The sequence below is a fragment of the Salmonella sp. NW1250 genome, from assembly GCF_051812965.1.
GTDB classification, from domain to species: domain Bacteria; phylum Pseudomonadota; class Gammaproteobacteria; order Enterobacterales; family Enterobacteriaceae; genus Salmonella; species Salmonella enterica.
The window spans coordinates 276,574-301,863 of record NZ_JAMNDD010000002.1; the positions used below are offsets into that span (position 1 = coordinate 276,574).

Consider the following 25,290-nt stretch of genomic DNA (forward strand, 5'->3'; position numbering starts at 1 on the left):
CTACATTAGCGCCTCTGACGGAGGATGCATAATGACGTATCGCAGTAAAGTGGCAGTGGTTTACCTGCTCGGCTTCTTTCTTGATCTGATTAATCTGTTTATTGCCAGCGTGGCTTTTCCTGCGATGTCCGTGGATCTGCATACGTCCATATCGGCGCTGGCATGGGTGAGTAACGGTTATATCGCAGGATTAACGCTGATCGTTCCGTTTAGCGCGTTTCTTTCGCGTTATCTCGGCGCACGACGGCTGATCATATTTTCGCTCATTCTGTTTAGCGTTGCCGCCGCTGCCGCAGGTTTTGCCGATTCCTTACACAGCCTTGTTTTCTGGCGTATTGTGCAGGGGGCGGGCGGTGGCTTATTGATCCCGGTTGGTCAGGCGTTAACCTGGCAACAGTTTAAACCGCATGAACGCGCTGGCGTGTCATCGGTTGTCATGATGGTGGCGCTACTGGCGCCGGCATGTTCGCCTGCGATTGGCGGGCTGCTGGTGGAAACGTGCGGCTGGCGCTGGATATTCTTTGCCACGCTGCCGGTGGCCGTTCTCACCTTATTGCTCGCTTATCGTTGGTTGAACGTCGCGTCGACGACAATGGCGTCAGCAAGATTGCTCCATCTGCCGCTGTTGACGGACAGGCTGCTGCGTTTTGCCATGATCGTCTATCTGTGCGTACCGGGTATGTTCATTGGTATCAGCGTGGTCGGGATGTTTTATCTACAGAACGTCGCGCAGCTATCGCCTGCGGCGGCGGGGTCGCTGATGCTCCCCTGGTCGATCGCTTCATTTGTCGCCATTATGCTTACCGCACGTTACTTCAATCGGCTTGGGCCGCGTCCGCTGATTATCGTCGGCTGTCTTCTTCAGGCCGCAGGGATACTGCTTTTAACTAACGTTACGCCTGCGACATCGCACCGTGTACTGATGATGATATTCGCCTTAATGGGCGCTGGCGGCAGTTTGTGCAGCAGTACCGCGCAGAGTGGCGCTTTCCTGACTATTGCTCGCCGGGACATGCCTGACGCCAGCGCGCTATGGAATCTTAATCGTCAGCTCAGTTTTTTCCTTGGCGCGGCGCTGTTGACGCTGCTGTTAAACGCGCTCCAGCGCGTTATGTCGCTTGAGGTTGCTTATCGCTGGACCTTTATTGCCGCCGCCGGTATCACCCTGCTGCCCCTTATTTACGCTGTCTGTCTAAACAATAGACAGGCGCTTCTGTGCCTGAAAAAGGAAAGACCATGAATCCATATAAAGATGAAATTATTCACGCCCATGCGGCGATTGAGAACTGGCTTAGTAAGGGGATGGGTAGCCTGGAGGCGTTGATAGCGCGTTTCGCTGCTGATTTTACGATGATAACGCCAGGCGGTGTTTGTCTGGATTATCCGGCGCTGGGCGCTTTTTTCCAGGCGCAGCGCGCGTGTCGCCCGGGTCTGGTTATCGTGGTTGAGCACATTGACCTTGTGGCGGAGTGGCCGGAAGGCGCCGCGCTGCGTTATCGCGAGCGACAGCAACTGCCGGGCCAGGCCGAGACGGTACGCTGGTCGACGGTCATTTTAAAAAGGGAAAGAGAACGGATAGTCTGGCGTCATTTACACGAAACGACAGTCACAGCCTGAAAAGCTTGTTCCGGCGCGCAGACCCGATAGCGCGGCGCTATCGGGTCTGACACGTTTACACCAGACTTTTCAGCCGATAGATCCACTCCAGCGCCTGGCGTGGCGTCAGGGAGTCCGGATCGAGATTTTCCAGCGCTTCAACGGCAGGCGATGTCTCCTCCGGGGCGGCAAGCAACGACATTTGCGTGCCGTCCACCTGCGTTGCCGCCGCATTGGGCGAGATGCTTTCCAGCTCGCGGAGTTTCTGGCGCGCGCGTTTGATGACTTCTTTAGGGACGCCCGCAAGCGCCGCGACCGCTAGGCCATAGCTCTTACTTGCCGCGCCGTCCTGCACGCTGTGCATAAACGCGATAGTATCGCCGTGTTCCAGCGCATCCAGGTGGACGTTCGCCACGCCTTCCATTTTCTCCGGTAATTGGGTCAGCTCGAAGTAGTGGGTAGCGAACAGCGTTAACGCTTTAATCTTATTCGCGAGATTCTCCGCGCAGGCCCAGGCCAACGACAGCCCGTCATACGTGGAGGTACCGCGCCCGATTTCATCCATCAATACCAGACTGTTTTCCGTGGCATTATGCAGAATGTTCGCGGTTTCGGTCATCTCCACCATAAAGGTCGAACGCCCGGAAGCCAGGTCGTCCGCTGCGCCGACGCGGGTAAAAATACGGTCGATGGGGCCGATTTCCACGTTTTGCGCCGGAACGTAACTGCCGATATAAGCCAGCAGGGCGATCAATGCCGTTTGCCGCATATAGGTACTTTTACCGCCCATATTGGGGCCGGTAATGATCAACATCCGGCGCTGCGGCGACAGGTTGAGTGGGTTAGCGATAAACGGCTCATTCAGTACCTGTTCAACCACCGGGTGGCGACCTTCGGTAATACGGATACCGGGTTTATCGGTAAATGTCGGGCAGGTGTAATTCAGCGTCCAGGAGCGTTCGGCCAGGTTAACCAGCACATCCAGCTCCGCCAGCGCGTTGGCGCTCTGCTGTAAATCGGCCAGATGCGGCAACAGCAGATCAAACAATTCGTCATATAGCTGTTTTTCCAGCGCCAGCGCTTTGCCTTTCGAGGTCAGAACTTTATCTTCGTACTCTTTAAGCTCAGGAATAATGTAGCGTTCGGCATTTTTCAGCGTCTGGCGACGCACATAATTGATGGGCGCCAGATGGCTTTGACCACGGCTAATCTGAATGTAATAACCATGTACCGCGTTATAGCCGACTTTCAGCGTATCCAGCCCGGTACGCTCGCGTTCGCGAATTTCCAGACGATCGAGATAATCGGTGGCGCCGTCCGCCAGCGCGCGCCATTCGTCCAGCTCTTCATGGTAGCCGGGTGCAATAACGCCGCCGTCGCGGACCAGTACCGGCGGCGCGTCAATAATGGCGCGTTCCAGGAGGTCGCGCAGTTCGGCGAAATCGCCCATTTTTTTACGCAACGCCTGTACCGGCGCGCTGTCAACGGTTTCAAGCTGAGCGTGCAATTCCGGCAGTTGCTGAAAGGCGTGACGCATTCGGGCGAGATCGCGCGGACGCGCGGTGCGCAGCGCCAGACGCGCAAGGATACGCTCCAAATCGCCGACCTGACGCAGCACCGGTTGCAGTTCGCTGACGGTGTCCTGCAAGGCGCCGATGGTCTGCTGGCGTTCACGTAATATGTCGGTATTTCGTACCGGCATATGCAGCCAGCGTTTAAGCATTCGGCTACCCATTGGCGTCACGGTACAGTCAAGCACCGCGGCGAGGGTATTTTCGACACCACCGGCCAGGTTTTGGGTAATTTCCAGATTGCGGCGGGTCGCGGCATCCATAATGATGCTGTCCTGCTGGCGTTCCATCGTAATGGAACGAATATGCGGCAGGGAGGTGCGCTGGGTATCTTTTGCGTACTGTAACAGGCAGCCTGCCGCACATAATCCACGCGAGGCATTTTCGACGCCGAAACCGACCAGATCCCGCGTACCGAATTGCAGATTTAACTGCTGGCGGGCGGTATCAATCTCAAACTCCCACAACGGGCGACGGCGCAGACCCCGGCGTCCCTCTATTAACGCCATTTCAGCAAAATCTTCGGCATACAACAGTTCGGCGGGATTGGTGCGCTGCAGCTCTGCGGCCATCGTTTCACGGTCGGCGGGTTCGCTCAGACGAAAGCGCCCGGAGCTGATATCCAGCGTGGCGTAACCGTAGCCTTTACCATCCTGCCAGATAGCCGCCAGCAGGTTATCCTGACGCTCCTGTAACAGGGCTTCATCGCTGATGGTGCCAGGCGTAACGATACGCACGACCTTACGTTCAACGGGACCTTTGCTGGTGGCCGGATCGCCAATCTGTTCGCAAATAGCGACGGATTCGCCCTGATTGACCAGTTTCGCGAGGTAGTTTTCTACGGCGTGGTGCGGGATTCCCGCCATAGGGATAGGTTCGCCAGCCGATGCGCCGCGTTTGGTCAGCGAAATATCGAGCAACTGCGACGCACGCTTTGCGTCGTCATAAAACAGCTCGTAAAAGTCTCCCATACGATAAAAGAGCAGGATCTCCGGATGCTGGGCTTTCAGCTTGAGATACTGCTGCATCATCGGGGTGTGGTTGGAGAGATCCTTGTCGATAGACTCTTGCATATTGATTTTACTCATTTTTTAAGTCTTGCGGTTACCCATGTGGCCCCATGTGAAACCGCTTTAAACCCATATAAATCGATAAATTTGTATACCAGAAGTATACCGGTTAGTATCGGGTATACACTCTGACTTGCTGGTATACATTTATGAAAATGACACTTACTCAGTCGATTATAATCAATAAGTTATCTATCGACGTGAAACCAGATCTCGACCAGCAAGGGCAAGTAGTCTACTTACCCAATCCTGAACGAAAGCCGTATATTATCACTGACAACCACAGGGATTCACCCGTAGGTTTCGGTGTCAAAATCAGTGCCACCAAAAAAACCTATATCATTCAACGACGGGTGGCATCAGCAGACAAGCGACCCTCGACGGGTGGCAAGGCACCGAAACAGGTTATCAGATCTACGATTGGTAATGTTTCAGATTTTGCCAACATTGATCAGGCACGCGATGCTGCTCGCAAATTCGTTGAAACTATGAAGTTGACCAGACGAAATCCGAATGCAGTAAAGCGAGAAGCAGAGGCTTCTGAGCTAACGATCAGTGAAGTTTTTGCGCAATACAGAAGTCATCTTATGGGCAGATCGAAACCGGCAAAGCCCAACACATTAAATGTGCTGAACAAAGCCGAAAACCGCCTGGAAGAGTGGGAAAATCTTAGAGTAAAAGATCTGACTGGCAACGAGATATTGCGCAAGTTTGATGAGATTGCTTCAAGAGCCAGAACTGCGGCAGAGCAGACTTTTCGCTGGGTGAATGTGGCGGTAAGACATGCGATTGAGATCGAAGCGGGAAATGCCCAGACACAACAACGACAACCGACACTAAGTTACAACCCCTTTTCAATTCTGACGATTCAGAAAAAATTCAGAACCCGTTCAGAGCTTGAAGAAAGCTATCGCGCAAAAGGTGTACGAAACCCACTGTCGCCAAAAGACACCTTGGGGCGATTTTTAACGGCATTGCACAACAAGAGAAGCTTCAACCGCCTAGGATGCGATTATCTTTTGCTGACTGTTCTGACAGGAACCAGGAAAGAAGAAACAGCTTCATTGTGCTGGCGAGAAGCTCTGACAGAAGAAGAAGCCAGAACGACCAGCTATGTTGATCTTGAAAATAGGATAATTCGATTTTACGACACTAAAAACCGCAACGACCATGAACTTCCAATTTGTGATGCTACAAAGCGAATTCTTGAAGACCGAAGAGATTTAGTCAACGAGACTGAAAAGCGAGCAGATAAACGAAAATGGGTTTTTCCTGCTCGGTCGTCGCGAAGCAAAGTTGGGCACTATTCAGACAGCAAAAGCCTACGCGAGTATATCTGCCAGGAAGCCGGAATAGGGAAGTTGGGAATGCACGACCTGCGAAGAACCTTTGGTCGTGTTGCAGAAGGACTCACTTCATATAGTGTGGTGAAAAGGTTGCTCAACCATCGCAATACTACTGATCCTACTGAACGGTATGCAATACCTGATAATGACCGAATTTATGAGGCACTTCAAAGTATTGAGCTCCATATGCTTATGACTGCACCAGAATTGTATAATACACTTCTGGCTTCGGCGAAATATCAACCATTGCCAACAAATTAGGGGAACAGGGAATGAGTGCAATCGATACTTTAAGGGAGTATGCCGAAGTATGGCGGCTATTTGGTACTATGCCAGATGATGCAACCCTGAGTGCTGAGGTTTCGGCCCTTTATCTTGGTGTAAGTGTCAAAACATTGGCTCGTTATCGTCAGACTGGTAATGGCCCTGCTGACATCCAATACCAGGCAGAAGACAGCAAAGCAAGGAATCAACGAGTAAATTATCTTTTAGGTGATTTAAGAATATGGCGTGATCGTCATAAGGTAAGCAGCACAATGGAGGCTGCACAGGTCCGTGGACTGGCTTTTACTTCGTTGGTTGACTTTATCGAACCGGAGCCTTTCTGGACTATTGATAATAAAATTTATTCACATGTTCTTACTGTTTCTGACGAAATATTCAAGGAACTATTAAATACAAACCGTGCAGAAGTTATCTGGATCTCTGTAGAAAAAGTTTTGTCTGAGGACTGGCATACTGTGAGAGAACGGCAGAGATGGAATAATTTTTTTGTTGGGGTTATGACAGGATTGGTAGATGCTTGTGTGGCTGAGCAGGAGAGGCATGTATTGTATGAAGAATTTTTGCAATCATAATTTAATTTCTATTTTTTTGTTATTTTGAATAAGTTTATTATTGGTTATGCTCAGTGTAATAATATTCATTTAATTATGGATTGCATAGAGTAAATAATTTGAAAATTCAATATAGTAGCACATATATCTTTTAATCTTTTATCATTCCGGAGTTAACTATGAGTATTGACTCACGATTTGAAAAATTCATGCTTTCATTACCTTCAATAGAAAGCATAGATTCAATAGAATTGAGTGAGGAACTCAGAAAAGAGAAAAAGGCTGATTATTTAGGAATGGGAAGGAAGATCATTTTTGAACAAAAATGTATAACACAAGAGCAATCTCAAAAAATCGAACTTGAGTTAGAGCAATATGTCAATGACGAAAACTATCCTGTTTTCTATGGTGAAAGGGATTTCAATTTAGTCATAAAAGATCTTCCTAATAGTGAAGATATCAAAAACAAAGTGTTTGTTCGAATTACAAAATTACTTGAGTCATATTTGAGTCAGGCATGTAAACAAATAGAATCATCTAAAAATATTTTTAATTTAGATAATTCAGTTGGTGTGCTTGTCATTTTAAATGAGAAAATAAAAATACTATCACCAGATTTAGTAGTTTATCGATTGCAGCAAAGAATGAAAGAAAAAAAAGATGGAGAGTATAGGTTTAACTCTATTGACTATATAATATTTATATCTGAAACACATGAGATAAATGGTAATCCAGTTGTGATTATTTTAGAAGGTTCTAATGCGGCTAAGAATCCTGCAGAAATTAATGAATATTTGAATTATATTGCCAATGGGTGGGCTCAATTTAATGGTCGTAATACTATGAAAATTGACAATGCCAGAGATTTATTCATTAATTTAGAAGAGAAAGAAGAGTCTAAATCAAATAGTTTAACTCGCACTGATGAAAGAAAACTATGGTATCGTAAAAACCGATATATGAACGATTGGTCAGATGATAAAGTTTTACAGGCGGCGGTTGATCATATGAACAAAATAATGCCATTTATTTTGAAAAATGGACCAAAATTACCAGTGGATAAGTTAGGTGAGCTAATGTTGGCATTTGGTGATTTTATTGAAGAGTCCAACATGCGTGGCTTAGATCTAAAAGGACTTAAAAACCTTTTCACGGATAAGTAATTTTTAAAGATATCAAATATAATATATTATAATTGTTGCCATTTTTGTAACCAATTAAAAATGGCAACCTTTTTAGTATTATTTTTATCATTCGAGATATATATATTTTAGTGCTGTGAGATTTATTCACGATTGTTTTTTTTAACACTATAAAAACTAAACGAGTTATCAAAGTCCTCAGTTTCTGCTTTGGATCTCTTGAATTTATCCATTTGCTCCTCATTAAATTTATGAGGAATCCCTTTTACACATAAATTAGAGTTCAAATATACATAGTCGTCTTCTGTATTGCGAATGAGTATTCTCTTTTCAAATAACTCTTTGAATGCTCTCGAAACATTAGATTTTTGTAGTCCTAAATCTTTTGCTACCCTTGATTGAGAGAAGTTAACAAGAATATTACCATAATCAATGATTGAAAAAAGATAAATAATTATTCGAAAAGAAGTTGGTGTTAGCTTCATTTTTGCCAGAGTGCCGATATTTGTTTTAAAAATTATGGAAAAATCATCCTTAAAGGAGGTTTTCCTTTTATTACTGGCTTTAATTCTAAGTTCTTCTAAATCGTCTAATGATACGTCTAATGCTTCTGCAATCGCGGATTTTTGTTCTCTTGTTAGAATAACATTTGTATTTATCATATTATCTCCTTTTATTGTTTATCTGATAATATATATTGCATGTTTTATTTAATTGTCAAATTTTTTTTCATAAAAACACAAATTATTTTATCTATATTGACATATGGAGTATTAAATTAAATACTATGGGTGGTAGATTTAATGTTTCAGGTTATAAAATAAATAAATTTACTTCATGGAAGTCATTACCGCTCATCTGATGTAATGTTATGATTTAATTGGTTTTATTTTATTTGTCTTTCGCAAGATAAAAGATAAATAAAGAAATAAGAAACCATAGCATTACAATACTAATTAGATCTGCCATATTGTCTTGCTTGATTCAATATCGAATATATCTATTATGCTTATGTGTATAAATGTAATGAAGTCTGCGCAACTTCAGTGTTGCGCCATTGGACTTCGGTTATCATTATTTTTTTGACTAAATTTAAATAATTACGCCATATACAGATATCTGAAGTTAAATGAATGAGCAAGGTTGTCGCAGAAGAGCTTAGATATCAGAATAACTGAAAATCATTGTATTACCTGATTATAAAAACCGGCTTTCGCCGAAAACCTCTGGAAATTTTTTCTACTTCAGCGAGTGAGTGCTTTGTGCACTCAGCGGTGCTGCAAGAAAGTCCCTAGAGAAGTATAAACCAATATCTTCGTATCAGTATATGGGGCGTAAGCCAGTGCGAAGCACTTTGTTATAAATATCCGTAGAAGGTTTTTTAAATTCGATTAAAGGATCATTGTTTTTTAATTTATATGTATTATTCTTTTGTTTCTCAGAAGCGAGATGAAAATTATTTCTCATTGATAATGACATAAAAATATTTTGTTTTAGGTGTTGATTTTTTATGTTGGCATAATAGTACTTGATTATAAAACTAAAAAAGGATCAAGCTATGTGCAATAATGTTGCTCTTTCTCAGGAAGAAAAATTTATCAAGTTGATTGATAAATATATCACTCAGCATCGTGATAATACTATTAATGCTGTTTTTTACCGAAAGCTGTATGTGCTTTTCGTCGGATATCATCTCAAATATTATTACACAAGTAAGCAATACTGCAACTCGTGTTTTCATGTGGATAATATTATGCAGATGTTCACAGGTGTAGTTTCTTCACTCAAGGCTAATGTGCTAACAAAGCTCAACAATAGTCATACAATGCTTCATTGCTTGAACGGGCTTGTGGATTACATTTCCGCTAACCTCATGGAGGTTGAACAACTCTATGCAGATTTACTGGCGCAATATGAAAGGAAAAGTATTTCTCATTCGTTGGATTTTATACCACCACCTATGGGGGGCAGAAAAAGACTGTGAGAATACGGAAATAACAGTTATGCGGAACTTTCAGTTCAAATTAATTAGCGGGTAAGAAAAGCAGGAGTTGGTTATCCAAGCTCCTGACTGAATGAAGAATTTGCTGAAATTTTACTTATTGTGGGATTTATTTTATTGAATAAACAAAACCCTGTCTGCATAGATTTTTTTAAGTATATATATAAGAACAATACAGCTTACGAAAAACGTAATGACTGAGACTGGAGTGTTTCCGGTCAATGAAAATGCTAACCATGCGAGACCGAACGCCACGAATTGAAACAGAAATGCCACTATGACCGGGCTTTCGCCATAGACCACTTTTGCATGGTATCCAATGCATATTTTTACACCGTGGGGACTTTCCTTAAAGCAGAAGGGGCACCGAACTGTCTGGTTACTCATTATGACTCCGTGGCCTAAATTAAGTTGATGTCTTTTTGACCATTCTCGATGAATAATTCTCTTTAGTAAAATTGCTTGTACCGATCGATGATTATCATGTGATAGGTTGTAACTATCATAATCAAAATAACAATCTGTACAAACGATCAATTATTTATTGACTAAATTATATTTATGAACTAATGGTGAGGCGGCTTGTAGCTGTGAGTTTTGCTAACTGATTGTTCTGAAATGAGTTTATCAAAAGGCTCAGGGCTGTGTGCAAGTAAGTGAAGATTATAGATTTGTTTAAAGGGACGAGCGGTCGCATACAACAGAGAACTACCCAACTGTCTGAGCAGTTGTATGAGCCTGCTAAGAAATGGAAGCCACACCTGATGCAGTGTTAAGTATTAAATGATAACTCGTGCGATGTTAATAAATAACATCGCACATATCAAAAAATCTAAGAATTAATAATTTCTCTTATTGTTTCAAATAATTCTTCAAATGCCGAGAAGTCTAAATCCAAATATCTTTCGTTCTTATTTAAGATATTGTCAGCGAAGTCATTTTTAGATAATGCCAATGAATTACCATAGATGTCAATAACATCTGAATCTATGATATTATCAAATGCTGGATTATTTTTCCCTTTTATTTTGTTATGGTTCTTGACTCCAATTTCTAAATTTTCAGTTAATCTGCCATTTTCATTAAATTCTTTTGAGGTATAAATTCTACGTCCGGCTTCATCACATCTGTATAAATCTTGATCCTTATACATGAATTCAATGCAAATTCCTTCATGATAATTACGGTGTTCTGGTTGAGGTATGCTGATGGCATACACCTTATTACCAAGACTATTTATTTTGTTTTTACTATATCGCTTTCCATTACCTTCATCGCGATCAAAAATACCAATTATTTTTTTTGTGTTTTGCACTTGGCTGACATTTGTCAAAAAGCTATTAAGTTTATCATCTGAAAATGAAGCATCATTGTACTCATGAAACTCAAAGTCTAAGTCAATAAATTTCTCTTGCTTTTCTTGAAAAAATAAAAGTGCAGACTTTATATGTTTCCAGTCAGTCTTTCCTTCGGTTATAACTAATGTTTTTGTTGATTTATATAGATCCTTTTCAAGGATTTTGAGATTGTTTTTGATATCTTGAAATCTTTCAATGAAAATAGAGTATGCTGTTTGTATCTCATCAAAATCAGATTCTTGAATAATTTCTCCATTTGGTGTGCTGATAATTTGATAATTATCTGAGAAGCACTCTTTCATGCCAAGCAAAAAAAATGGAGAATGACTTGTTATAATGAATTGAACTTTGGGGAATAACCGTAAAAGTTCCGGGACAGCATTTTTTGCATATTCAATATGAAGATTAAGATCTATTTCATCAATGATTACAATACCTTCAATTTGGGTTAGGTTGAATTCTTCCAGTGTCGATATTTCATCAAATTTTTTGATGATTGAACAAAATAATGCGACCAACATTGCTTCGCCTGACGACATATGTGAAAATGTTGGGCATATTCTTTTTTCGCCTTCAACTCCATTCTCTTTAATAATAACTGATATTTTTCTGCCAGCTTCCTTACTGCTAATTCCAAATCTTGCTGTTTCTAGATTTGGAATTTTAGATTTTAATATTATAGTTAGTATTTGATTTATTAAAATCTGAATTTTAGTATTTTTTCCATTTGAAGATCGTATTACTTGCCCTGGTATAGGAATAAAATTATTCCCTACGGGAATATAAGCTTGAACCATTAATGGTATTTTTTCATAAAGCTCAGAGTCAAGGATGACATCTAATATCCATGATTCGATTTCTTTAATAACATTTGTTTTTATAAAATTATCATTACTTTGTCCAACATAATTTTCAACAGTTTGTATTCGAGGGTCATCACTATCCACTAACCATGCAGGATTGTAGTATCTATTTACGGGAAAATATAATATTGCGTTCTTTTCAAAAATACCTTTTGTATCACCATTAATTGTTTTAGAAAACCCATAGTCAATAAATTCCTGATTCAGATTTATATTGTAATGCTGAAGCAATTCTCGTGTCTTAGTGGGTTGAGTGCTGGCAATGTCATTATAATAAATGCTTGAACCATCACCCTTTGAAAACTCAACACGAACAAAACTGTAGTTTTCTCCTACAGTTATATAGTCTTTTTTTCCAGCTTTGTAATAGGAGTTTTCCTTAGTTTCATTAATTGTGCGAAAATTGGCTCGTTTTATCTCAATTAATGAATCAACAATGCTTGAGGTAAGCAAAGTTTTACCGGAACCATTTTTCCCAACGAGTACAATGGGCTTCGGAGAGCCATTTTCATTGAAAGGAAATTCTAAATTAAATGAACTTAATGCACCATAATTATTTATGAGGATATTCTTAATATACATTTTTACTATCCTAAATACGAAACCTTTGTACTTGCTAATCATACTATTTAGTTAGACATATTGAAAATGGTTTTTCTGTATATTCTGGAAAGTATGCGACAGACATTAAATTATGTGACGTGGATCAAAACTCTCCTATTTTATCAAGAGAAGATGGCTATATCATTGATACATCTTTACTTATGTTACGTATAACATATTTTAATAGCGATTAGCGGCGTTCATTATGCAGGTATAATTTTGTTTAGCTAATATTTTAGTTGAGATAACGATGTATTATTAAGTATGCATCATTTTATTAAATGTTCTTTTTTATAACATTTTTATCATAATAAAAATGATGTGGTAAATATTCATGTGGCTATTCTTCCTTTTTCAACCAAAGGGCGAAAAAGCAAGGTCAACCCGAAGAAGCATACGCAGTAGCTTCGTAGGGTTAGCCCTTGCTTGTCTTATAATTGGTATTATTCATTAAATAATAATAAGATCTTCGCTTGCACAAGAGAAGCTATAATATAAAACTGGCGATTAATTATTATAAAAGATTTAACCAAATCTCTTGACATAAACAAAATATAAGTTATTTATAACGTATGCCATAAATAAAAGAGTTTTTATGTCATACGTCTCCTGCACCATGTGCAGTTAATATACTACTTGCCCCATATATGGGGATATTGGAAAGGTTACTTTGTTTTTGAAGTAGCCTTTCGTCTTTCAAGGCTCACCATCGCTTCTTGTTCCCACCGAAGCCAACAGAATTGAAGAACCTTATCTATCTGAAACGACTTCGAACACCCGGTTAAAGTCCAGAAAATGTATCCCATACGTAGACCAACGAAAAAGAAATAGTATTTACTGTATTTTTTTTCATGGTGTTAGGTTGATTGCTCAAGTACTGCTGCATCATGGGGGTGTGATTGGAGAAGTCCTTATCAAATGACTCATTCATATTGATTTTACTCGTTTTTTTATTCTTTCAAGTGCTCATGTGGCCCCCGGGTAAAACGCTTATAAACTCACATAAACTCATAAATTTGTAGCTCACCTGTAGCCTAAAATGTGACAGGTTACATTCTCATCATTCCTGGACTACAACAGGGGTGATACTTTGAAAACAACTCTCAGCCAGCCTTTCATTATCAACAAGTTAAGTATCAATGTTAAGCCTGCACTCAGTCGCTCTGGAAAAATCGTTTTCGAAGCTAACCCAGCTCAAAAACTCTACATTGTTTTCGATGACCACAGAGAAGCTCCTGCTGGTTTCGGGGTAAAAGCCAGTTTGACGAAAAAAACCTACGTAATCCAGCGAAGAGTAGCCTCGTCAGATCGTAATGTCAGTGAGGGTAGGAAGCCAAGTTCTGTCTTGAAAGTAAAAGTTGGAAATGTGTTCGATTTTCCAAATATTGACGAAACAAGGCAAGTAGCCAGGCAATTAGTTCAGACCATGCTCGCAACAAAGAGAAATCCCAACAAAATTAAGAGGGAAACGGATGCTTCCAAACTCGAGACTGTAATCAAGATTGTGTTGCATGAAGGCAAGCCGATCCATTTCGCCACCACGGTTATTGCGCTTTCTTCCGATAGGTATCTTGAGATGTGCGATCTTTACTCGTCTCAGGCGCTCGAGTAACTACCTGCGTCGGATTACGGCTTCGTTTTTTTGGCCTGCGATCTTAATGCTGAAATGGGCAGAAAAACGCGAAATTTAGACGCTATTACGAATGGGCAATGGTACTTATTGAAGGCTATATCATTGCCCATAATGCAGGGAGGGTTAATATTCTATGATAGAATTCTATGTTTGAGTATATATCCTCAGAATACAAAATAAAGTAACGCTATCGTTGCGTATATTATATAATTCTATTTCCAGATTACTTTATTTTAAAAAAAGACAGATTGCCTGAACAGAAAGAACCGGTGTCAATGTAGATTTGATTGGCGAATGTTGTTGTGTAGTCAACAATCATATGGCCGAAGATAAAAGTATCCGCACCGCGTATTGGATGGATATTCCCCTGTAACGAACCAAGCAGACGATCGCGTGACCATAGAACGCTATCAATATCAACTTGCTTCCCATAATCGTAGCTGTCATCTGGATAATCGGCATGGGCAATCACGTACTTCTTTGAGGACGTTTCAACCTCTATGATGTGAGGACGCTGCTTAAAAGTTAGTAATAGCTCAGTGGCTTCTTGCCTGTCTTTTTCGGTGACCGAGTCGTACCAGTAACCACCGTTTACATACCAGAAATTGCCATCCTGTGTTTCAAAAGCGTCAAGCGCCATAGCTTCATGATTACCCACTACAGAAATAAACCATAAGGTATTTAACAGTCTCAGTGTTTCAAGGTTTTCTTTTCCTCGATCAATGTTATCTCCAGTGGAGATCAAGAGATCGGTATCAGGAGAGAAATTTAATTGAGCCAGTCTGGTTAACAATAAGGAGTAACATCCATGAATATCACCAACGACCCAAATGTGGCGATAGAGATCGCTGTTGATGTCAGCATAACGAATTAATTCCATGATGTTCCTATAGCACAATTTTGGAGGCTGGTATTATAACAAAGAAGTAGGGTGATATTAATTTTTATTCTTTAAAATACACAGTTATTAAAATAACCTACAAGCTAGAAATGAACAGGTAATATATATTTTATGAATCGGTTAATTAAAGTAGACGATGTGCTTGAAAGATGCACTATTTCTCGCGCAACACTTTCCTGATTAATTGCAAAGGCATACTTTCCCGCTCAGCGGAAGCTCTATCCCGAAGGGCTTTGTTGAATAAAGAGATTGGCGGATCTGATCGTTACTGTCGTTTCAGCATCGGGTTCCCATGGCAAAGCAAAAGTTTAAAATCAACATCGGAGCGGCAGCAATGAGGTCTGGAAAAGAAAGTGGGCTATCACCGTCGTTCAGTAGCGGAAACGGTCATGTTCCGTATCAAAACCTTGCTGGGCGGCCATCTGAGCCTGCGGAACTATGGTGCGCAGGTGGGTGAAGCGATGGCGATGGCCAAAGCGCTGAACTGGATAACGTTGTTGGCAATGCCGACCAGCGTCAGGCTCGTATAACGAGTGCTCCGGTGGGAGTCCTGTATCCTTATCGTTGGCCGATTCTGAATTATTCAACCAAGCCTCATGTTGTCATAACCTACCAGATGCAGATAAAGCAGCATAAAGCGTTTTAAACGACAGCAATAAGGAAAGGGGTTGATCGTTTAATGGTACTGCGCCAAATCCTTTGTACCAGTCGCAAACCTGTTTATTTTTGGCATCAATAAGCAGGGCTACGCCACCGACCTGCAAAGCCGCCTGTATGCAACGCTTTCCGGCAGATAACAAAAGTTGTGCTCCCAGCCCTTGCCCCTGCATAGATTTGTCTACGGCTAAACGACCCAGACGAAACACTGGCACATCGTATCTCCCTAATCCTTTGCTGATTGCGCCGGGAACCTGTGCATATATCAGTGATGCAGGACTGACTGAGTAAAAGCCGTGGATACGTGTAACATCCGAATTATCAAGCGCAACATAGGTTTTCGTTGTCCCTTTCTCATGATTTTGTCGTGCATGGCGTTGCAGGAATTGGTTCAGATCGGCATCCCCACAATCAAAATTCATTCGATTGTGGGTTTTCCCTATCGCGGCCTCATGCCAGTCTGTAAACATCATTTCTTCATGTCCGGCAGGGCGAAAGCAGCGGCAAGAAGCTTTTCATTCGGCGCTGGCGGGTTATCTAAAATTTCCATGATCATTTGAGTATCGCGCTCCGTCAGATATACCCGTTCGGCGGCATCAACAATCTTCTGTGCGACAGGTAGTACGTTACTGACCACAAAATCCGTCAGGTTGGTTTGCTGGATTGCCGCAGCGCGGACTATCAACTTTTTGGCATCCGTCGATACACGTAACGACAGCCTTTCGTTAGATTCTATAGCTATCTGAGGCATGGTTTTCATCCTCCTGTTTATGAACAATATGTACAATTATAATACATATCTGTACGCTTTCAAGGCGTACATATGAGGCTGATATAGTCCAGGCATGGCAAGAAGGTCGCTCACTGTCTTTAAACAGGGGATTAACTTCGGTTTATCGCGATTGCATTATTTTAATCTCACTGATTACGTATCATCAGGGAGTTTGCTAAATATATCCATGATTCTCTTTTTTGCCGTAACTGCTTGATTGATCCTACCCGCGTAATAGGGACACAACCCTAAGCGGCGGACATCTCCTGCTCACGTTCAGAAGAAGAGAGCTGAGTTTCGCCAGCTGTAGATCTGTGATTTATACAGGTTAAGCTCGCTGGTGGCAGCGGCCACCCCAATGCGTTCCGCCAGTTTCAGGGCTTTCAGGCGTGTGCTGCTTGCGTGGCTTTTTGGTGGTTGATGCTGGTTTTGTCATGTGAGTCACCTCTTGCTTGAGCGTTTACTCACTTAGTTGCGTGTCCACTATTGCTGAGTAAGATCAGATGGTTAAAAATCAACAAAGGCCCAACGGCGTGCATTAGGCCCTGGTGATGAAGGTGGCATACGGGAGGATGTATATCCTACATTTTCATCCGGATGATGTAACAAAAATACAGATATCGGTAATGAAAGGATCATCACCGTTTAATAGAGGCCCATATATTGAGGTTCTATAATGGAAGAAGTTAACGCTGAGTTCACAATCGTTGTTGAGTCTGATCTGGATAAATATGAGTTAATTGATTTTTTATCCCAAGGGATTCCAGACATAATAAAAGTGAATTCATTATATTTAAGATACGAAAATACAATGATTACAATAGAAAGAAATTATGACTGTAATCCTAAATTGATAAATGAGAATGATGGTTGGCTGTATTATAAATATGAATTAACGGTATTTTCCATGGAGAATACCTCGTATGAATATCAGTATGAATTAGCGAATAAAATTATGAATGCTCTACGTGAGGTGGGATATCTGGCAGAATCAATTTGGTAATATACCGGTACCTATGTAACAGCATCGTCGCCACCATACATGCAGGCTAAAAAAGAGTGAATAGTCAAGCACTTCAGAAATATCTACTCGCGATATACCACCAGAACAAAATGGTCAATTTAAAACTGATGGCGTCAAAGTTACTGGTGATCGAAAGGTAGATACAACAAATTATTTTAATTTGAAAAGCATATGAAATTTACTACTTTTAATTTTAACCGATTAACAAAATTCATAGTAATTAACTCCTGATTAATTCGACATATTTTTCACTAATCATAAAGCCATTTCCCAGCTTTCGCTGACTCAGAAAACATTCTGATTGTTAAAGGTGTACGAGTTCGTTCTACATCTTCCCGTTTTAATTTAAACCATCGTGTAAGCAGTGGAGTATTCTCCCAAGGAAAATAACACGACCATTTAACTTGTGATAAATCTACATTAAATTTTTTTTCAAATTTATCCAAAGCTTCATGCAGGTCATCGCCTGGAGCTTCAAATAAATCAGAATCAAGTTCTAAAGGGATTTCTTTCCAATTGCTGTCTAAATATCCGGGAATCTCTTCACGGAAGAGTGCTAACACCTCTTGCTGAATTGTGTCCATCAAAAGGATGTCCATTGTATACGATCTTTAGGGCGTGCTATTAGGTTGTATTTTGCCTGAGTTCTCCTTGATACCTGGTAAATTGAATTCACAAGACCAACCCAACCTAACCATGGAACATATCGTGCTATGACTGCGGCAAGATTATTTGTTTTTCGCATTCTTATACCAACGGGTGTAGGAACTCTAATACCAAAAGGAGTTCGTGCATTTCGTAAAAGCATTCTCCCATACCTGGAGATAACACTTGTCCCTTTGATTGCCTCTCCCGGTTTCGTTCTGGTTTTTAACCACGGTTGCCCGGCGAGGATGGCAGCACCTGACTCAATACCAATCCCAGGTTCATCACAAAATTGCTCAAGGAAAATTACATCAAATAGTTCACCTGCTGGCAGGTTCGATTGTCCGTGGTAGAAGTAGGTTCCGTTTAGTTCTTCTGTCGTATCCATTCAATCACCTTATAGACTGTTTGCCATTCATTCCAGACATCGGGACGTTTCTGCCGCTATACTAGCCTGGTCGTCAATACGCTGTCACAGGTAAAAAGAACGTTATTCGCGAAAAGTGGATGAGGTATCGTAAGAATGCCAACATGTGGGGCAAGAGGGGGATGTCAGTTTATCGCGATATACGAGACGATAGTTTGTCAGTATAAGTTTCGGCTATTTTCCCGAGTCTGGGAGACAGTTCTTTATCACAAATAAAAAAAGCAGCAGCGAGGTGCTGCTGTATCAAAAAGCAGATTGATAAATGCAACGTAAGAGACAAATGGCCAACCGTAAAAGTGACCATAGCTATAATAATTATATTGATATTAAGTGGCAATGCAAAATATGGTCTTAATTATATCATGATGAGTTCAGCCAACGGTGATATGGCCTTATAAGGCTTGCAGTCTTTCATGGGCAGCAAGTAACGTCTGATATATGCTTAAATTCTTACTTCCGGGTTCAAGCAAAACTTTTTTAAATTCGGTCATGAGTTGCTCTTCATCTTCTTTCGAACGCATGTATTGTGGATGTTCCTGGAAGAAGGTGAGCGCCTGCTCTTTGGTTTGTTTATATTTTTCGCAAAAAATGCTTGAGCTGATTGCGCTATTTTTTGATGCGGAATTATCAGCGTTCTGGTTTGATAATGATTTATTCTTCGCAAGGTCTGACGGCACATACGGAAGAGACTGACACTCATCAATACTATTTGCGTTGGCCAGTTGCTCTTTCTGAGCGCCAGGTTGCTGTACCGGTTTGCTCACGGAGGAAGGGAGGGGCACCTGGGCACAGCCGATCAGTAAAAAGACAGGAAGACAGCTATAAAATTTTTTCATATTAACTCCAACTACAGAAGAATGAGGCGCAATGTTTTTACACAACCGTCAGAACGTTATCTGACAATAGTGATAAGGGGCGAATGCGTTTCAGGAATGCTAGCAAAAAAAACTCCTGATATAAATAATTAATTCTCCATCCCGATGACAATATCTGAATTTTTGCTGCTGCAGAACAATAAGCCAGAATTTATATACTATGAGCTGATTTTCTATTTTAAATCAGCGAGCGCTGTGCAAGTTGGCTAATTTAATTAGCGGGTGGCATCAGTTTCATAATGATTGCATCAGGATTTTGCCACCCGCTCCCGGTATTGTTTACATATTAAAATGATTTTTAACTGGTGCTGACAACTATGCTAAATACGCAGGAAGTACTTAAAGAAGGAGAGAAGCGGAAAATCCGCAGCCCGGAAGCATGGTTTATACAGACGTGTTCCGCGCAAAAGCTGCATATGTCATTTTCTGAAGGCCGACACAATGAAAACTGCCTGATTCAGGAAGGCGCGCTGCTTTTTTGCGAGCAGGCCGTTGTCGCACCAGTATCAGGAGACCTGGTTTTTCGACCGTTAAAAATTGAAGTACTCAGCAAATTACTGGCATTTATCGATGGCGCAGGATTAGTGGACACGACATATGCTGAATCCGATAAATGGGTTTTGCTGAGTCCTGAGTTTCGCGCTATTTGGCAAGATCGTAAACGCTGCGAGTACTGGTTTTTGCAGCAAATTATTACGCCTTCTCCGGCCTTCAATAAGGTACTGGCGCTGTTACGAAAAAGCGAGAGTTACTGGTTGGTTGGCTATTTACTCGCTCAGTCAACCAGCGGCAACACGATGAGAATGCTGGGAGAAGACTATGGCGTTTCTTATACCCATTTTCGTCGTTTGTGCAGCAGAGCGTTGGGCGGAAAAGCGAAGAGTGAATTACGAAACTGGCGTATGGCGCAATCGCTGCTGAATAGTGTAGAAGGCCACGAGAACATCACCCAATTAGCCGTTAATCATGGTTACTCATCGCCTTCACATTTTTCTAGTGAGATCAAAGAGCTGATCGGCGTTTCGCCGCGGAAATTATCAAATATTATTCAATTGGCAGACAAATGAAGACACATATTCTTTTGGCCAGAGTGCTGGCATGTGCCGCGCTTGTTCTGGTTGCACCTGGTTATTCTAGTGAAAAAATACCTGTAACGGGAAGTGGGTTTGTTGCGAAAGACGATAGCCTGCGGACATTTTTCGATGCCATGGCGCTACAGCTAAAGGAGCCTGTCATTGTTAGCAAAATGGCGGCACGAAAAAAAATTACGGGCAACTTTGAGTTTCACGATCCTAACGCATTACTGGAGAAGCTTTCCCTACAACTGGGGCTGATTTGGTATTTCGATGGGCAGGCTATCTATATTTATGACGCCAGTGAAATGCGCAATGCCGTGGTTTCTTTACGCAACGTCTCACTCAATGAGTTCAACAATTTTCTAAAACGCTCAGGTTTATATAACAAAAATTACCCGCTACGTGGCGATAACCGTAAAGGAACATTCTATGTTTCAGGGCCACCCGTCTATGTTGATATGGTGGTCAACGCCGCCACCATGATGGACAAGCAAAACGATGGTATTGAGCTGGGACGCCAGAAAATAGGGGTGATGCGTCTGAACAATACCTTCGTGGGCGATCGTACCTATAATCTGCGCGATCAGAAAATGGTTATTCCCGGTATTGCTACGGCCATTGAAAGGTTATTGCAGGGAGAAGAGCAACCCTTAGGTAATATTGTCAGTAGCGAACCCCCGGCGATGCCAGCGTTTTCAGCGAATGGAGAAAAAGGTAAAGCAGCAAATTATGCCGGTGGCATGAGTCTGCAGGAAGCTTTAAAGCAAAATGCCGCGGCGGGCAATATTAAAATCGTGGCCTATCCGGATACCAACAGTTTGTTAGTAAAGGGAACGGCTGAGCAGGTGCATTTTATCGAAATGCTGGTTAAAGCGCTGGATGTCGCCAAACGTCACGTAGAATTATCCCTGTGGATTGTCGATCTTAATAAAAGCGATCTGGAGCGTTTGGGCACTTCATGGAGCGGCAGTATTACTATTGGGGACAAACTTGGCGTGTCATTAAACCAGTCTTCAATAAGTACCCTCGATGGCAGTCGATTCATCGCCGCGGTCAATGCGTTAGAAGAGAAGAAACAGGCGACGGTGGTTTCACGCCCGGTATTACTGACTCAGGAAAATGTTCCCGCTATTTTTGATAACAACAGAACGTTTTACACCAAGCTGATTGGGGAACGTAATGTGGCGCTTGAGCATGTAACATACGGAACAATGATCCGAGTGCTGCCCCGTTTTTCCGCAGATGGTCAGATAGAAATGTCGCTGGACATTGAAGATGGCAACGATAAGACGCCGCAATCCGATACTACCACCTCCGTAGATGCGTTACCCGAAGTCGGGCGAACGTTAATTAGCACTATTGCGAGAGTTCCGCACGGAAAAAGTTTGCTGGTCGGTGGTTATACACGGGATGCAAATACCGATACTGTTCAAAGTATTCCGTTTTTAGGCAAATTACCGCTTATTGGTAGCCTGTTCCGTTATTCCAGTAAGAATAAAAGTAATGTTGTTCGTGTGTTCATGATTGAACCAAAAGAAATTGTCGACCCGTTAACGCCGGATGCCAGCGAATCGGTAAACAATATTCTGAAGCAAAGCGGTGCCTGGAGTGGGGACGATAAGTTACAGAAATGGGTTCGTGTTTATCTGGATAGAGGTCAGGAGGCAATTAAATGATTCCTGGCTCAACCTCCGGTATTTCATTTTCCAGAATATTGTCCCGGCAGACATCTCATCAGGATGCGACCCAGCATACTGATGCGCAACAGGCGGAAATACAACAGGCCGCAGAGGATTCGTCTCCAGGGGCGGAAGTACAAAAATTTGTCCAGTCGACGGACGAAATGTCAGCGGCGCTGGCGCAATTTCGTAACCGTCGCGATTATGAAAAAAAATCCAGTAATTTATCTAACAGTTTTGAACGCGTGCTGGAGGATGAGGCTTTACCGAAGGCGAAGCAAATATTAAAGCTAATTAGCGTACATGGCGGCGCGTTAGAAGATTTTTTACGTCAGGCGCGTAGCTTATTTCCTGACCCCAGTGATTTAGTCCTTGTGTTACGTGAATTGCTTCGTCGTAAAGATCTGGAAGAGATCGTGCGGAAAAAGCTGGAGTCGTTACTTAAGCACGTTGAAGAGCAAACCGATCCGAAGACCCTCAAGGCAGGGATTAATTGTGCGTTGAAGGCCCGGCTTTTTGGGAAAACATTATCGTTAAAACCAGGCTTATTGCGCGCCAGCTATCGGCAATTTATCCAGAGTGAATCACATGAAGTGGAGATTTACTCTGACTGGATAGCCAGTTATGGCTATCAACGTCGACTGGTGGTACTGGATTTTATCGAGGGTTCGCTATTAACCGATATTGACGCGAATGACGCCAGCTGTTCGCGTCTGGAGTTTGGCCAGCTTTTACGACGCCTGACGCAACTCAAAATGTTGCGCTCCGCTGACCTACTGTTTGTGAGTACATTGTTGTCGTATTCGTTTACCAAAGCGTTTAATGCGGAGGAGTCGTCGTGGCTACTACTGATGCTTTCGCTATTGCAACAGCCACATGAAGTGGATTCGCTGTTAGCCGATATTATAGGTTTGAATGCGTTATTGCTTAGTCATAAAGAACATGCATCCTTTTTGCAGATATTTTATCAAGTATGTAAAGCCATACCCTCTTCACTCTTTTATGAAGAATATTGGCAGGAAGAATTGTTAATGGCGTTACGTAGTATGACCGATATTGCCTACAAGCATGAAATGGCAGAACAGCGTCGTACTATTGAAAAGCTGTCTTAATTTAATATTAACAGGATACCTATAGTGCTGCTTTCTCTACTTAACAGTGCTCGTTTACGACCTGAATTACTGATTCTGGTACTAATGGTGATGATCATTTCTATGTTCGTCATTCCATTACCTACCTATCTGGTTGATTTCCTGATCGCACTGAATATCGTACTGGCGATATTGGTGTTTATGGGGTCGTTCTACATTGACAGAATCCTCAGTTTTTCAACGTTTCCTGCGGTACTGTTAATTACCACGCTCTTTCGTCTGGCATTATCGATCAGTACCAGCCGTCTTATCTTGATTGAAGCCGATGCCGGTGAAATTATCGCCACGTTCGGGCAATTCGTTATTGGCGATAGCCTGGCGGTGGGTTTTGTTGTCTTCTCTATTGTCACCGTGGTCCAGTTTATCGTTATTACCAAAGGTTCAGAACGCGTCGCGGAAGTTGCGGCCCGATTTTCTCTGGATGGTATGCCCGGTAAACAGATGAGTATTGATGCCGATTTGAAGGCCGGTATTATTGATGCGGATGCCGCGCGCGAACGGCGAAGCGTACTGGAAAGGGAAAGCCAGCTTTACGGTTCCTTTGACGGTGCGATGAAGTTTATCAAAGGTGACGCTATTGCCGGCATCATTATTATCTTTGTGAACTTTATTGGCGGTATTTCGGTGGGGATGACCCGCCATGGTATGGATTTGTCCTCCGCTCTGTCTACTTATACCATGCTGACCATTGGTGATGGTCTTGTCGCCCAGATCCCCGCATTGTTGATTGCGATTAGTGCCGGTTTTATCGTGACTCGCGTAAATGGCGATAGCGATAACATGGGGCGGAATATCATGACGCAGCTGTTGAACAACCCATTTGTATTGGTTGTTACGGCTATTTTGACCATTTCAATGGGAACTCTGCCGGGATTCCCGCTGCCGGTTTTTGTTATTTTATCGGTGGTTTTAAGCGTACTCTTCTATTTTAAATTCCGTGAAGCAAAACGTAGCGCCGCCAAACCTAAAACCAGCAAAGGCGAGCAGCCGCTCAGTATTGAGGAAAAAGAAGGGTCGTCGTTAGGACTGATTGGCGATCTCGATAAAGTCTCTACAGAGACTGTACCGTTGATATTACTTGTGCCGAAGAGCCGGCGTGAAGATCTGGAAAAAGCTCAACTTGCGGAGCGTCTACGTAGTCAGTTCTTTATTGATTATGGCGTGCGCCTGCCGGAAGTATTGTTACGCGATGGCGAGGGCCTGGACGATAACAGCATCGTATTGTTGATTAATGAGATCCGTGTTGAACAATTTACGGTCTATTTTGATTTGATGCGAGTGGTAAATTATTCCGATGAAGTCGTGTCCTTTGGTATTAATCCAACAATCCATCAGCAAGGTAGCAGTCAGTATTTCTGGGTAACGCATGAAGAGGGGGAGAAACTCCGGGAGCTTGGCTATGTGTTGCGGAACGCGCTTGATGAGCTTTACCACTGTCTGGCGGTGACGCTGGCGCGCAACGTCAATGAATATTTCGGTATTCAGGAAACAAAACATATGCTGGACCAACTGGAAGCGAAATTTCCTGATTTACTTAAAGAAGTGCTCAGACATGCCACGGTACAACGTATATCTGAAGTTTTGCAGCGTTTGTTAAGCGAACGTGTTTCCGTGCGTAATATGAAATTAATTATGGAAGCGCTCGCATTGTGGGCGCCAAGAGAAAAAGATGTCATTAACCTTGTGGAGCATATTCGTGGAGCAATGGCGCGTTATATTTGTCATAAATTCGCCAATGGCGGCGAATTACGAGCAGTAATGGTATCTGCTGAAGTTGAGGATGTTATTCGCAAAGGGATCCGTCAGACCTCTGGCAGTACCTTCCTCAGCCTTGACCCGGAAGCCTCCGCTAATTTGATGGATCTCATTACACTTAAGTTGGATGATTTATTGATTGCACATAAAGATCTTGTCCTCCTTACGTCTGTCGATGTCCGTCGATTTATTAAGAAAATGATTGAAGGTCGTTTTCCGGATCTGGAGGTTTTATCTTTCGGTGAGATAGCAGATAGCAAGTCAGTGAATGTTATAAAAACAATATAAGGGCTTAATTAAGGAAAAGA

22 protein-coding genes and 2 pseudogenes are annotated in these 25,290 nt (G+C 42.4%); 13 read left to right on the forward strand and 11 right to left on the reverse strand.

Annotation, left to right across the window (positions count from 1 at the left end):
• The first annotated feature begins 31 nt into the window (after window positions 1–31).
• Both NBA72_RS04565 and NBA72_RS04570 read left to right on the forward strand, forming a co-directional pair.
• Window positions 32–1,240, forward strand: a complete 1,209-nt coding sequence (locus tag NBA72_RS04565) for an MFS transporter (RefSeq protein WP_023205392.1) — start codon at window positions 32–34, stop codon at window positions 1,238–1,240.
• Window positions 1,237–1,617, forward strand: a complete 381-nt coding sequence (locus tag NBA72_RS04570) for a DUF4440 domain-containing protein (protein ID WP_023250572.1) — start codon at window positions 1,237–1,239, stop codon at window positions 1,615–1,617. Before NBA72_RS04565 ends, NBA72_RS04570 begins: the two co-directional genes overlap by 4 nt.
• A 55-nt stretch (window positions 1,618–1,672) precedes the next feature.
• On the opposite strand, the gene mutS is transcribed toward NBA72_RS04570, so the two are convergent.
• Window positions 1,673–4,240 carry a DNA mismatch repair protein MutS gene (gene mutS / locus NBA72_RS04575; RefSeq protein ID WP_042948934.1) on the reverse strand — a complete coding sequence of 856 codons (2,568 nt, stop codon included), beginning with the start codon at window positions 4,238–4,240 and terminating at the stop codon, window positions 1,673–1,675.
• Window positions 4,241–4,386: 146 nt separating this feature from the next.
• Between mutS and NBA72_RS04580 the strand changes: the two genes are divergently transcribed.
• The 3 genes from NBA72_RS04580 (at window position 4,387) to NBA72_RS04590 (ending at window position 7,582) form a co-directional block, all read left to right on the forward strand.
• The gene (locus tag NBA72_RS04580; RefSeq protein ID WP_042948865.1) at window positions 4,387–5,844 is read left to right on the forward strand and encodes a tyrosine-type recombinase/integrase; all 1,458 of its coding nucleotides are present in this window, start codon (window positions 4,387–4,389) and stop codon (window positions 5,842–5,844) included.
• 11 nt (window positions 5,845–5,855) lie between these two features.
• The gene (locus NBA72_RS04585) at window positions 5,856–6,440 is read left to right on the forward strand and encodes a hypothetical protein (RefSeq protein ID WP_042948866.1); all 585 of its coding nucleotides are present in this window, start codon (window positions 5,856–5,858) and stop codon (window positions 6,438–6,440) included.
• A 158-nt stretch (window positions 6,441–6,598) separates the two neighbouring features.
• Complete coding sequence (locus NBA72_RS04590; protein ID WP_042948867.1) at window positions 6,599–7,582, forward strand: hypothetical protein; 984 nt, start codon at window positions 6,599–6,601, stop codon at window positions 7,580–7,582.
• Between the two features lie 122 nt (window positions 7,583–7,704).
• Here NBA72_RS04590 and NBA72_RS04595 read toward each other — a convergent pair whose 3' ends face one another.
• Window positions 7,705–8,223, reverse strand: a complete 519-nt coding sequence (locus NBA72_RS04595; protein ID WP_042948869.1) for a helix-turn-helix domain-containing protein — start codon at window positions 8,221–8,223, stop codon at window positions 7,705–7,707.
• Window positions 8,224–9,119: 896 nt separating this feature from the next.
• Between NBA72_RS04595 and NBA72_RS04600 the strand changes: the two genes are divergently transcribed.
• On the forward strand, window positions 9,120–9,545 hold the full coding sequence (locus NBA72_RS04600) for a hypothetical protein (protein WP_042948870.1): 426 nt from the start codon (window positions 9,120–9,122) through the stop codon (window positions 9,543–9,545).
• A 132-nt stretch (window positions 9,546–9,677) separates the two neighbouring features.
• On the opposite strand, the gene NBA72_RS04605 is transcribed toward NBA72_RS04600, so the two are convergent.
• Window positions 9,678–9,950, reverse strand: a complete 273-nt coding sequence (locus tag NBA72_RS04605) for a hypothetical protein (RefSeq protein ID WP_079981021.1) — start codon at window positions 9,948–9,950, stop codon at window positions 9,678–9,680.
• 445 nt (window positions 9,951–10,395) lie between these two features.
• A complete protein-coding gene (locus NBA72_RS04610) occupies window positions 10,396–12,366 on the reverse strand; it encodes an AAA family ATPase (RefSeq protein WP_052940660.1) in 1,971 nt (656 codons plus the stop codon).
• Between the two features lie 1,111 nt (window positions 12,367–13,477).
• Between NBA72_RS04610 and NBA72_RS04615 the strand changes: the two genes are divergently transcribed.
• Window positions 13,478–13,999, forward strand: a complete 522-nt coding sequence (locus NBA72_RS04615; RefSeq protein WP_042948874.1) for a hypothetical protein — start codon at window positions 13,478–13,480, stop codon at window positions 13,997–13,999.
• A gap of 244 nt (window positions 14,000–14,243) precedes the next feature.
• On the opposite strand, the gene pphB is transcribed toward NBA72_RS04615, so the two are convergent.
• Window positions 14,244–14,900, reverse strand: coding sequence for a protein-serine/threonine phosphatase (gene pphB, locus NBA72_RS04620; protein WP_042948875.1), 657 nt, complete (start codon window positions 14,898–14,900; stop codon window positions 14,244–14,246).
• A 336-nt stretch (window positions 14,901–15,236) separates the two neighbouring features.
• Between pphB and NBA72_RS04625 the strand changes: the two are divergent.
• Window positions 15,237–15,451: pseudogene (locus NBA72_RS04625) on the forward strand (IS5/IS1182 family transposase); the annotation flags it as partial.
• 72 nt (window positions 15,452–15,523) lie between these two features.
• On the opposite strand, the gene NBA72_RS04630 reads toward NBA72_RS04625, so the two are convergent.
• The 3 genes and pseudogenes from NBA72_RS04630 to NBA72_RS04640 all read right to left on the reverse strand — a co-directional run.
• Window positions 15,524–16,051 (reverse strand): GNAT family N-acetyltransferase, encoded by a 528-nt coding sequence (locus NBA72_RS04630; protein ID WP_000971655.1) that lies wholly within the window; start codon window positions 16,049–16,051, stop codon window positions 15,524–15,526.
• Entirely contained in the window at window positions 16,048–16,338 is a 291-nt protein-coding gene (locus tag NBA72_RS04635; RefSeq protein WP_000855694.1) for a DUF1778 domain-containing protein, read from the reverse strand. Before NBA72_RS04635 ends, NBA72_RS04630 begins: the two co-directional genes overlap by 4 nt.
• Window positions 16,339–16,607: 269 nt before the next feature.
• Window positions 16,608–16,786, reverse strand: a pseudogene (locus NBA72_RS04640) (IS3 family transposase); the annotation flags it as partial.
• A gap of 240 nt (window positions 16,787–17,026) precedes the next feature.
• Between NBA72_RS04640 and NBA72_RS04645 the strand changes: the two are divergent.
• The gene (locus tag NBA72_RS04645; protein WP_042948876.1) at window positions 17,027–17,353 is read left to right on the forward strand and encodes a hypothetical protein; all 327 of its coding nucleotides are present in this window, start codon (window positions 17,027–17,029) and stop codon (window positions 17,351–17,353) included.
• A gap of 272 nt (window positions 17,354–17,625) precedes the next feature.
• Here the strand turns inward: NBA72_RS04645 and NBA72_RS04650 are convergent, their stop codons facing one another.
• The 3 genes from NBA72_RS04650 to invH all read right to left on the reverse strand — a co-directional run bounded on the left by NBA72_RS04650 (window position 17,626) and on the right by invH (window position 19,282).
• The gene (locus tag NBA72_RS04650) at window positions 17,626–17,973 is read right to left on the reverse strand and encodes a DUF1493 family protein (RefSeq protein ID WP_001555786.1); all 348 of its coding nucleotides are present in this window, start codon (window positions 17,971–17,973) and stop codon (window positions 17,626–17,628) included.
• Window positions 17,958–18,407 carry an STM2901 family protein gene (locus NBA72_RS04655; protein WP_024156634.1) on the reverse strand — a complete coding sequence of 150 codons (450 nt, stop codon included), beginning with the start codon at window positions 18,405–18,407 and terminating at the stop codon, window positions 17,958–17,960. Before NBA72_RS04655 ends, NBA72_RS04650 begins: the two co-directional genes overlap by 16 nt.
• A 431-nt stretch (window positions 18,408–18,838) precedes the next feature.
• Complete coding sequence (gene invH / locus NBA72_RS04660; protein WP_000715096.1) at window positions 18,839–19,282, reverse strand: SPI-1 type III secretion system invasion lipoprotein InvH; 444 nt, start codon at window positions 19,280–19,282, stop codon at window positions 18,839–18,841.
• 455 nt (window positions 19,283–19,737) lie between these two features.
• On the opposite strand from invH, the gene invF reads away from it, so the two are divergent.
• From invF to invA, 4 genes are read left to right on the forward strand one after another with little or no spacing between them, the layout of a single operon-like run.
• Window positions 19,738–20,388, forward strand: a complete 651-nt coding sequence (gene invF, locus NBA72_RS04665) for a type III secretion system transcriptional activator InvF (protein ID WP_001728903.1) — start codon at window positions 19,738–19,740, stop codon at window positions 20,386–20,388.
• On the forward strand, window positions 20,385–22,073 hold the full coding sequence (gene invG, locus NBA72_RS04670; RefSeq protein ID WP_000848101.1) for a type III secretion system outer membrane ring protein InvG: 1,689 nt from the start codon (window positions 20,385–20,387) through the stop codon (window positions 22,071–22,073). The genes invF and invG overlap by 4 nt, the downstream gene beginning before the upstream one ends.
• Window positions 22,070–23,188, forward strand: a complete 1,119-nt coding sequence (gene invE / locus NBA72_RS04675; protein WP_000612171.1) for a type III secretion system gatekeeper InvE — start codon at window positions 22,070–22,072, stop codon at window positions 23,186–23,188. The genes invG and invE overlap by 4 nt, the downstream gene beginning before the upstream one ends.
• 24 nt (window positions 23,189–23,212) lie before the next feature.
• On the forward strand, window positions 23,213–25,270 hold the full coding sequence (gene invA, locus NBA72_RS04680) for a type III secretion system export apparatus protein InvA (RefSeq protein ID WP_000927219.1): 2,058 nt from the start codon (window positions 23,213–23,215) through the stop codon (window positions 25,268–25,270).
• The last annotated feature ends 20 nt before the right edge of the window (window positions 25,271–25,290 follow it).

Coding starts and splice junctions, on each gene's coding strand:
- invE (WP_000612171.1), top strand. CDS start 22,070: ATGATTCCTGGCTCAACCTCCGGTATTTCATTTTCCAGAATATTGTCC.
- NBA72_RS04650 (WP_001555786.1), bottom strand. CDS start 17,973: ATGGACATCCTTTTGATGGACACAATTCAGCAAGAGGTGTTAGCACTC.
- NBA72_RS04585 (WP_042948866.1), top strand. CDS start 5,856: ATGAGTGCAATCGATACTTTAAGGGAGTATGCCGAAGTATGGCGGCTA.
- invF (WP_001728903.1), top strand. CDS start 19,738: ATGTCATTTTCTGAAGGCCGACACAATGAAAACTGCCTGATTCAGGAA.
- NBA72_RS04655 (WP_024156634.1), bottom strand. CDS start 18,407: ATGGATACGACAGAAGAACTAAACGGAACCTACTTCTACCACGGACAA.
- NBA72_RS04610 (WP_052940660.1), bottom strand. CDS start 12,366: ATGTATATTAAGAATATCCTCATAAATAATTATGGTGCATTAAGTTCA.
- invH (WP_000715096.1), bottom strand. CDS start 19,282: ATGAAAAAATTTTATAGCTGTCTTCCTGTCTTTTTACTGATCGGCTGT.
- pphB (WP_042948875.1), bottom strand. CDS start 14,900: ATGGAATTAATTCGTTATGCTGACATCAACAGCGATCTCTATCGCCAC.
- mutS (WP_042948934.1), bottom strand. CDS start 4,240: ATGCAAGAGTCTATCGACAAGGATCTCTCCAACCACACCCCGATGATG.
- invG (WP_000848101.1), top strand. CDS start 20,385: ATGAAGACACATATTCTTTTGGCCAGAGTGCTGGCATGTGCCGCGCTT.
- NBA72_RS04595 (WP_042948869.1), bottom strand. CDS start 8,223: ATGATAAATACAAATGTTATTCTAACAAGAGAACAAAAATCCGCGATT.
- NBA72_RS04590 (WP_042948867.1), top strand. CDS start 6,599: ATGAGTATTGACTCACGATTTGAAAAATTCATGCTTTCATTACCTTCA.
- NBA72_RS04570 (WP_023250572.1), top strand. CDS start 1,237: ATGAATCCATATAAAGATGAAATTATTCACGCCCATGCGGCGATTGAG.
- NBA72_RS04645 (WP_042948876.1), top strand. CDS start 17,027: ATGGAAGAAGTTAACGCTGAGTTCACAATCGTTGTTGAGTCTGATCTG.
- NBA72_RS04635 (WP_000855694.1), bottom strand. CDS start 16,338: ATGAAAACCATGCCTCAGATAGCTATAGAATCTAACGAAAGGCTGTCG.
- NBA72_RS04580 (WP_042948865.1), top strand. CDS start 4,387: ATGAAAATGACACTTACTCAGTCGATTATAATCAATAAGTTATCTATC.
- NBA72_RS04605 (WP_079981021.1), bottom strand. CDS start 9,950: ATGAGTAACCAGACAGTTCGGTGCCCCTTCTGCTTTAAGGAAAGTCCC.
- NBA72_RS04565 (WP_023205392.1), top strand. CDS start 32: ATGACGTATCGCAGTAAAGTGGCAGTGGTTTACCTGCTCGGCTTCTTT.
- NBA72_RS04600 (WP_042948870.1), top strand. CDS start 9,120: ATGTGCAATAATGTTGCTCTTTCTCAGGAAGAAAAATTTATCAAGTTG.
- NBA72_RS04630 (WP_000971655.1), bottom strand. CDS start 16,051: ATGATGTTTACAGACTGGCATGAGGCCGCGATAGGGAAAACCCACAAT.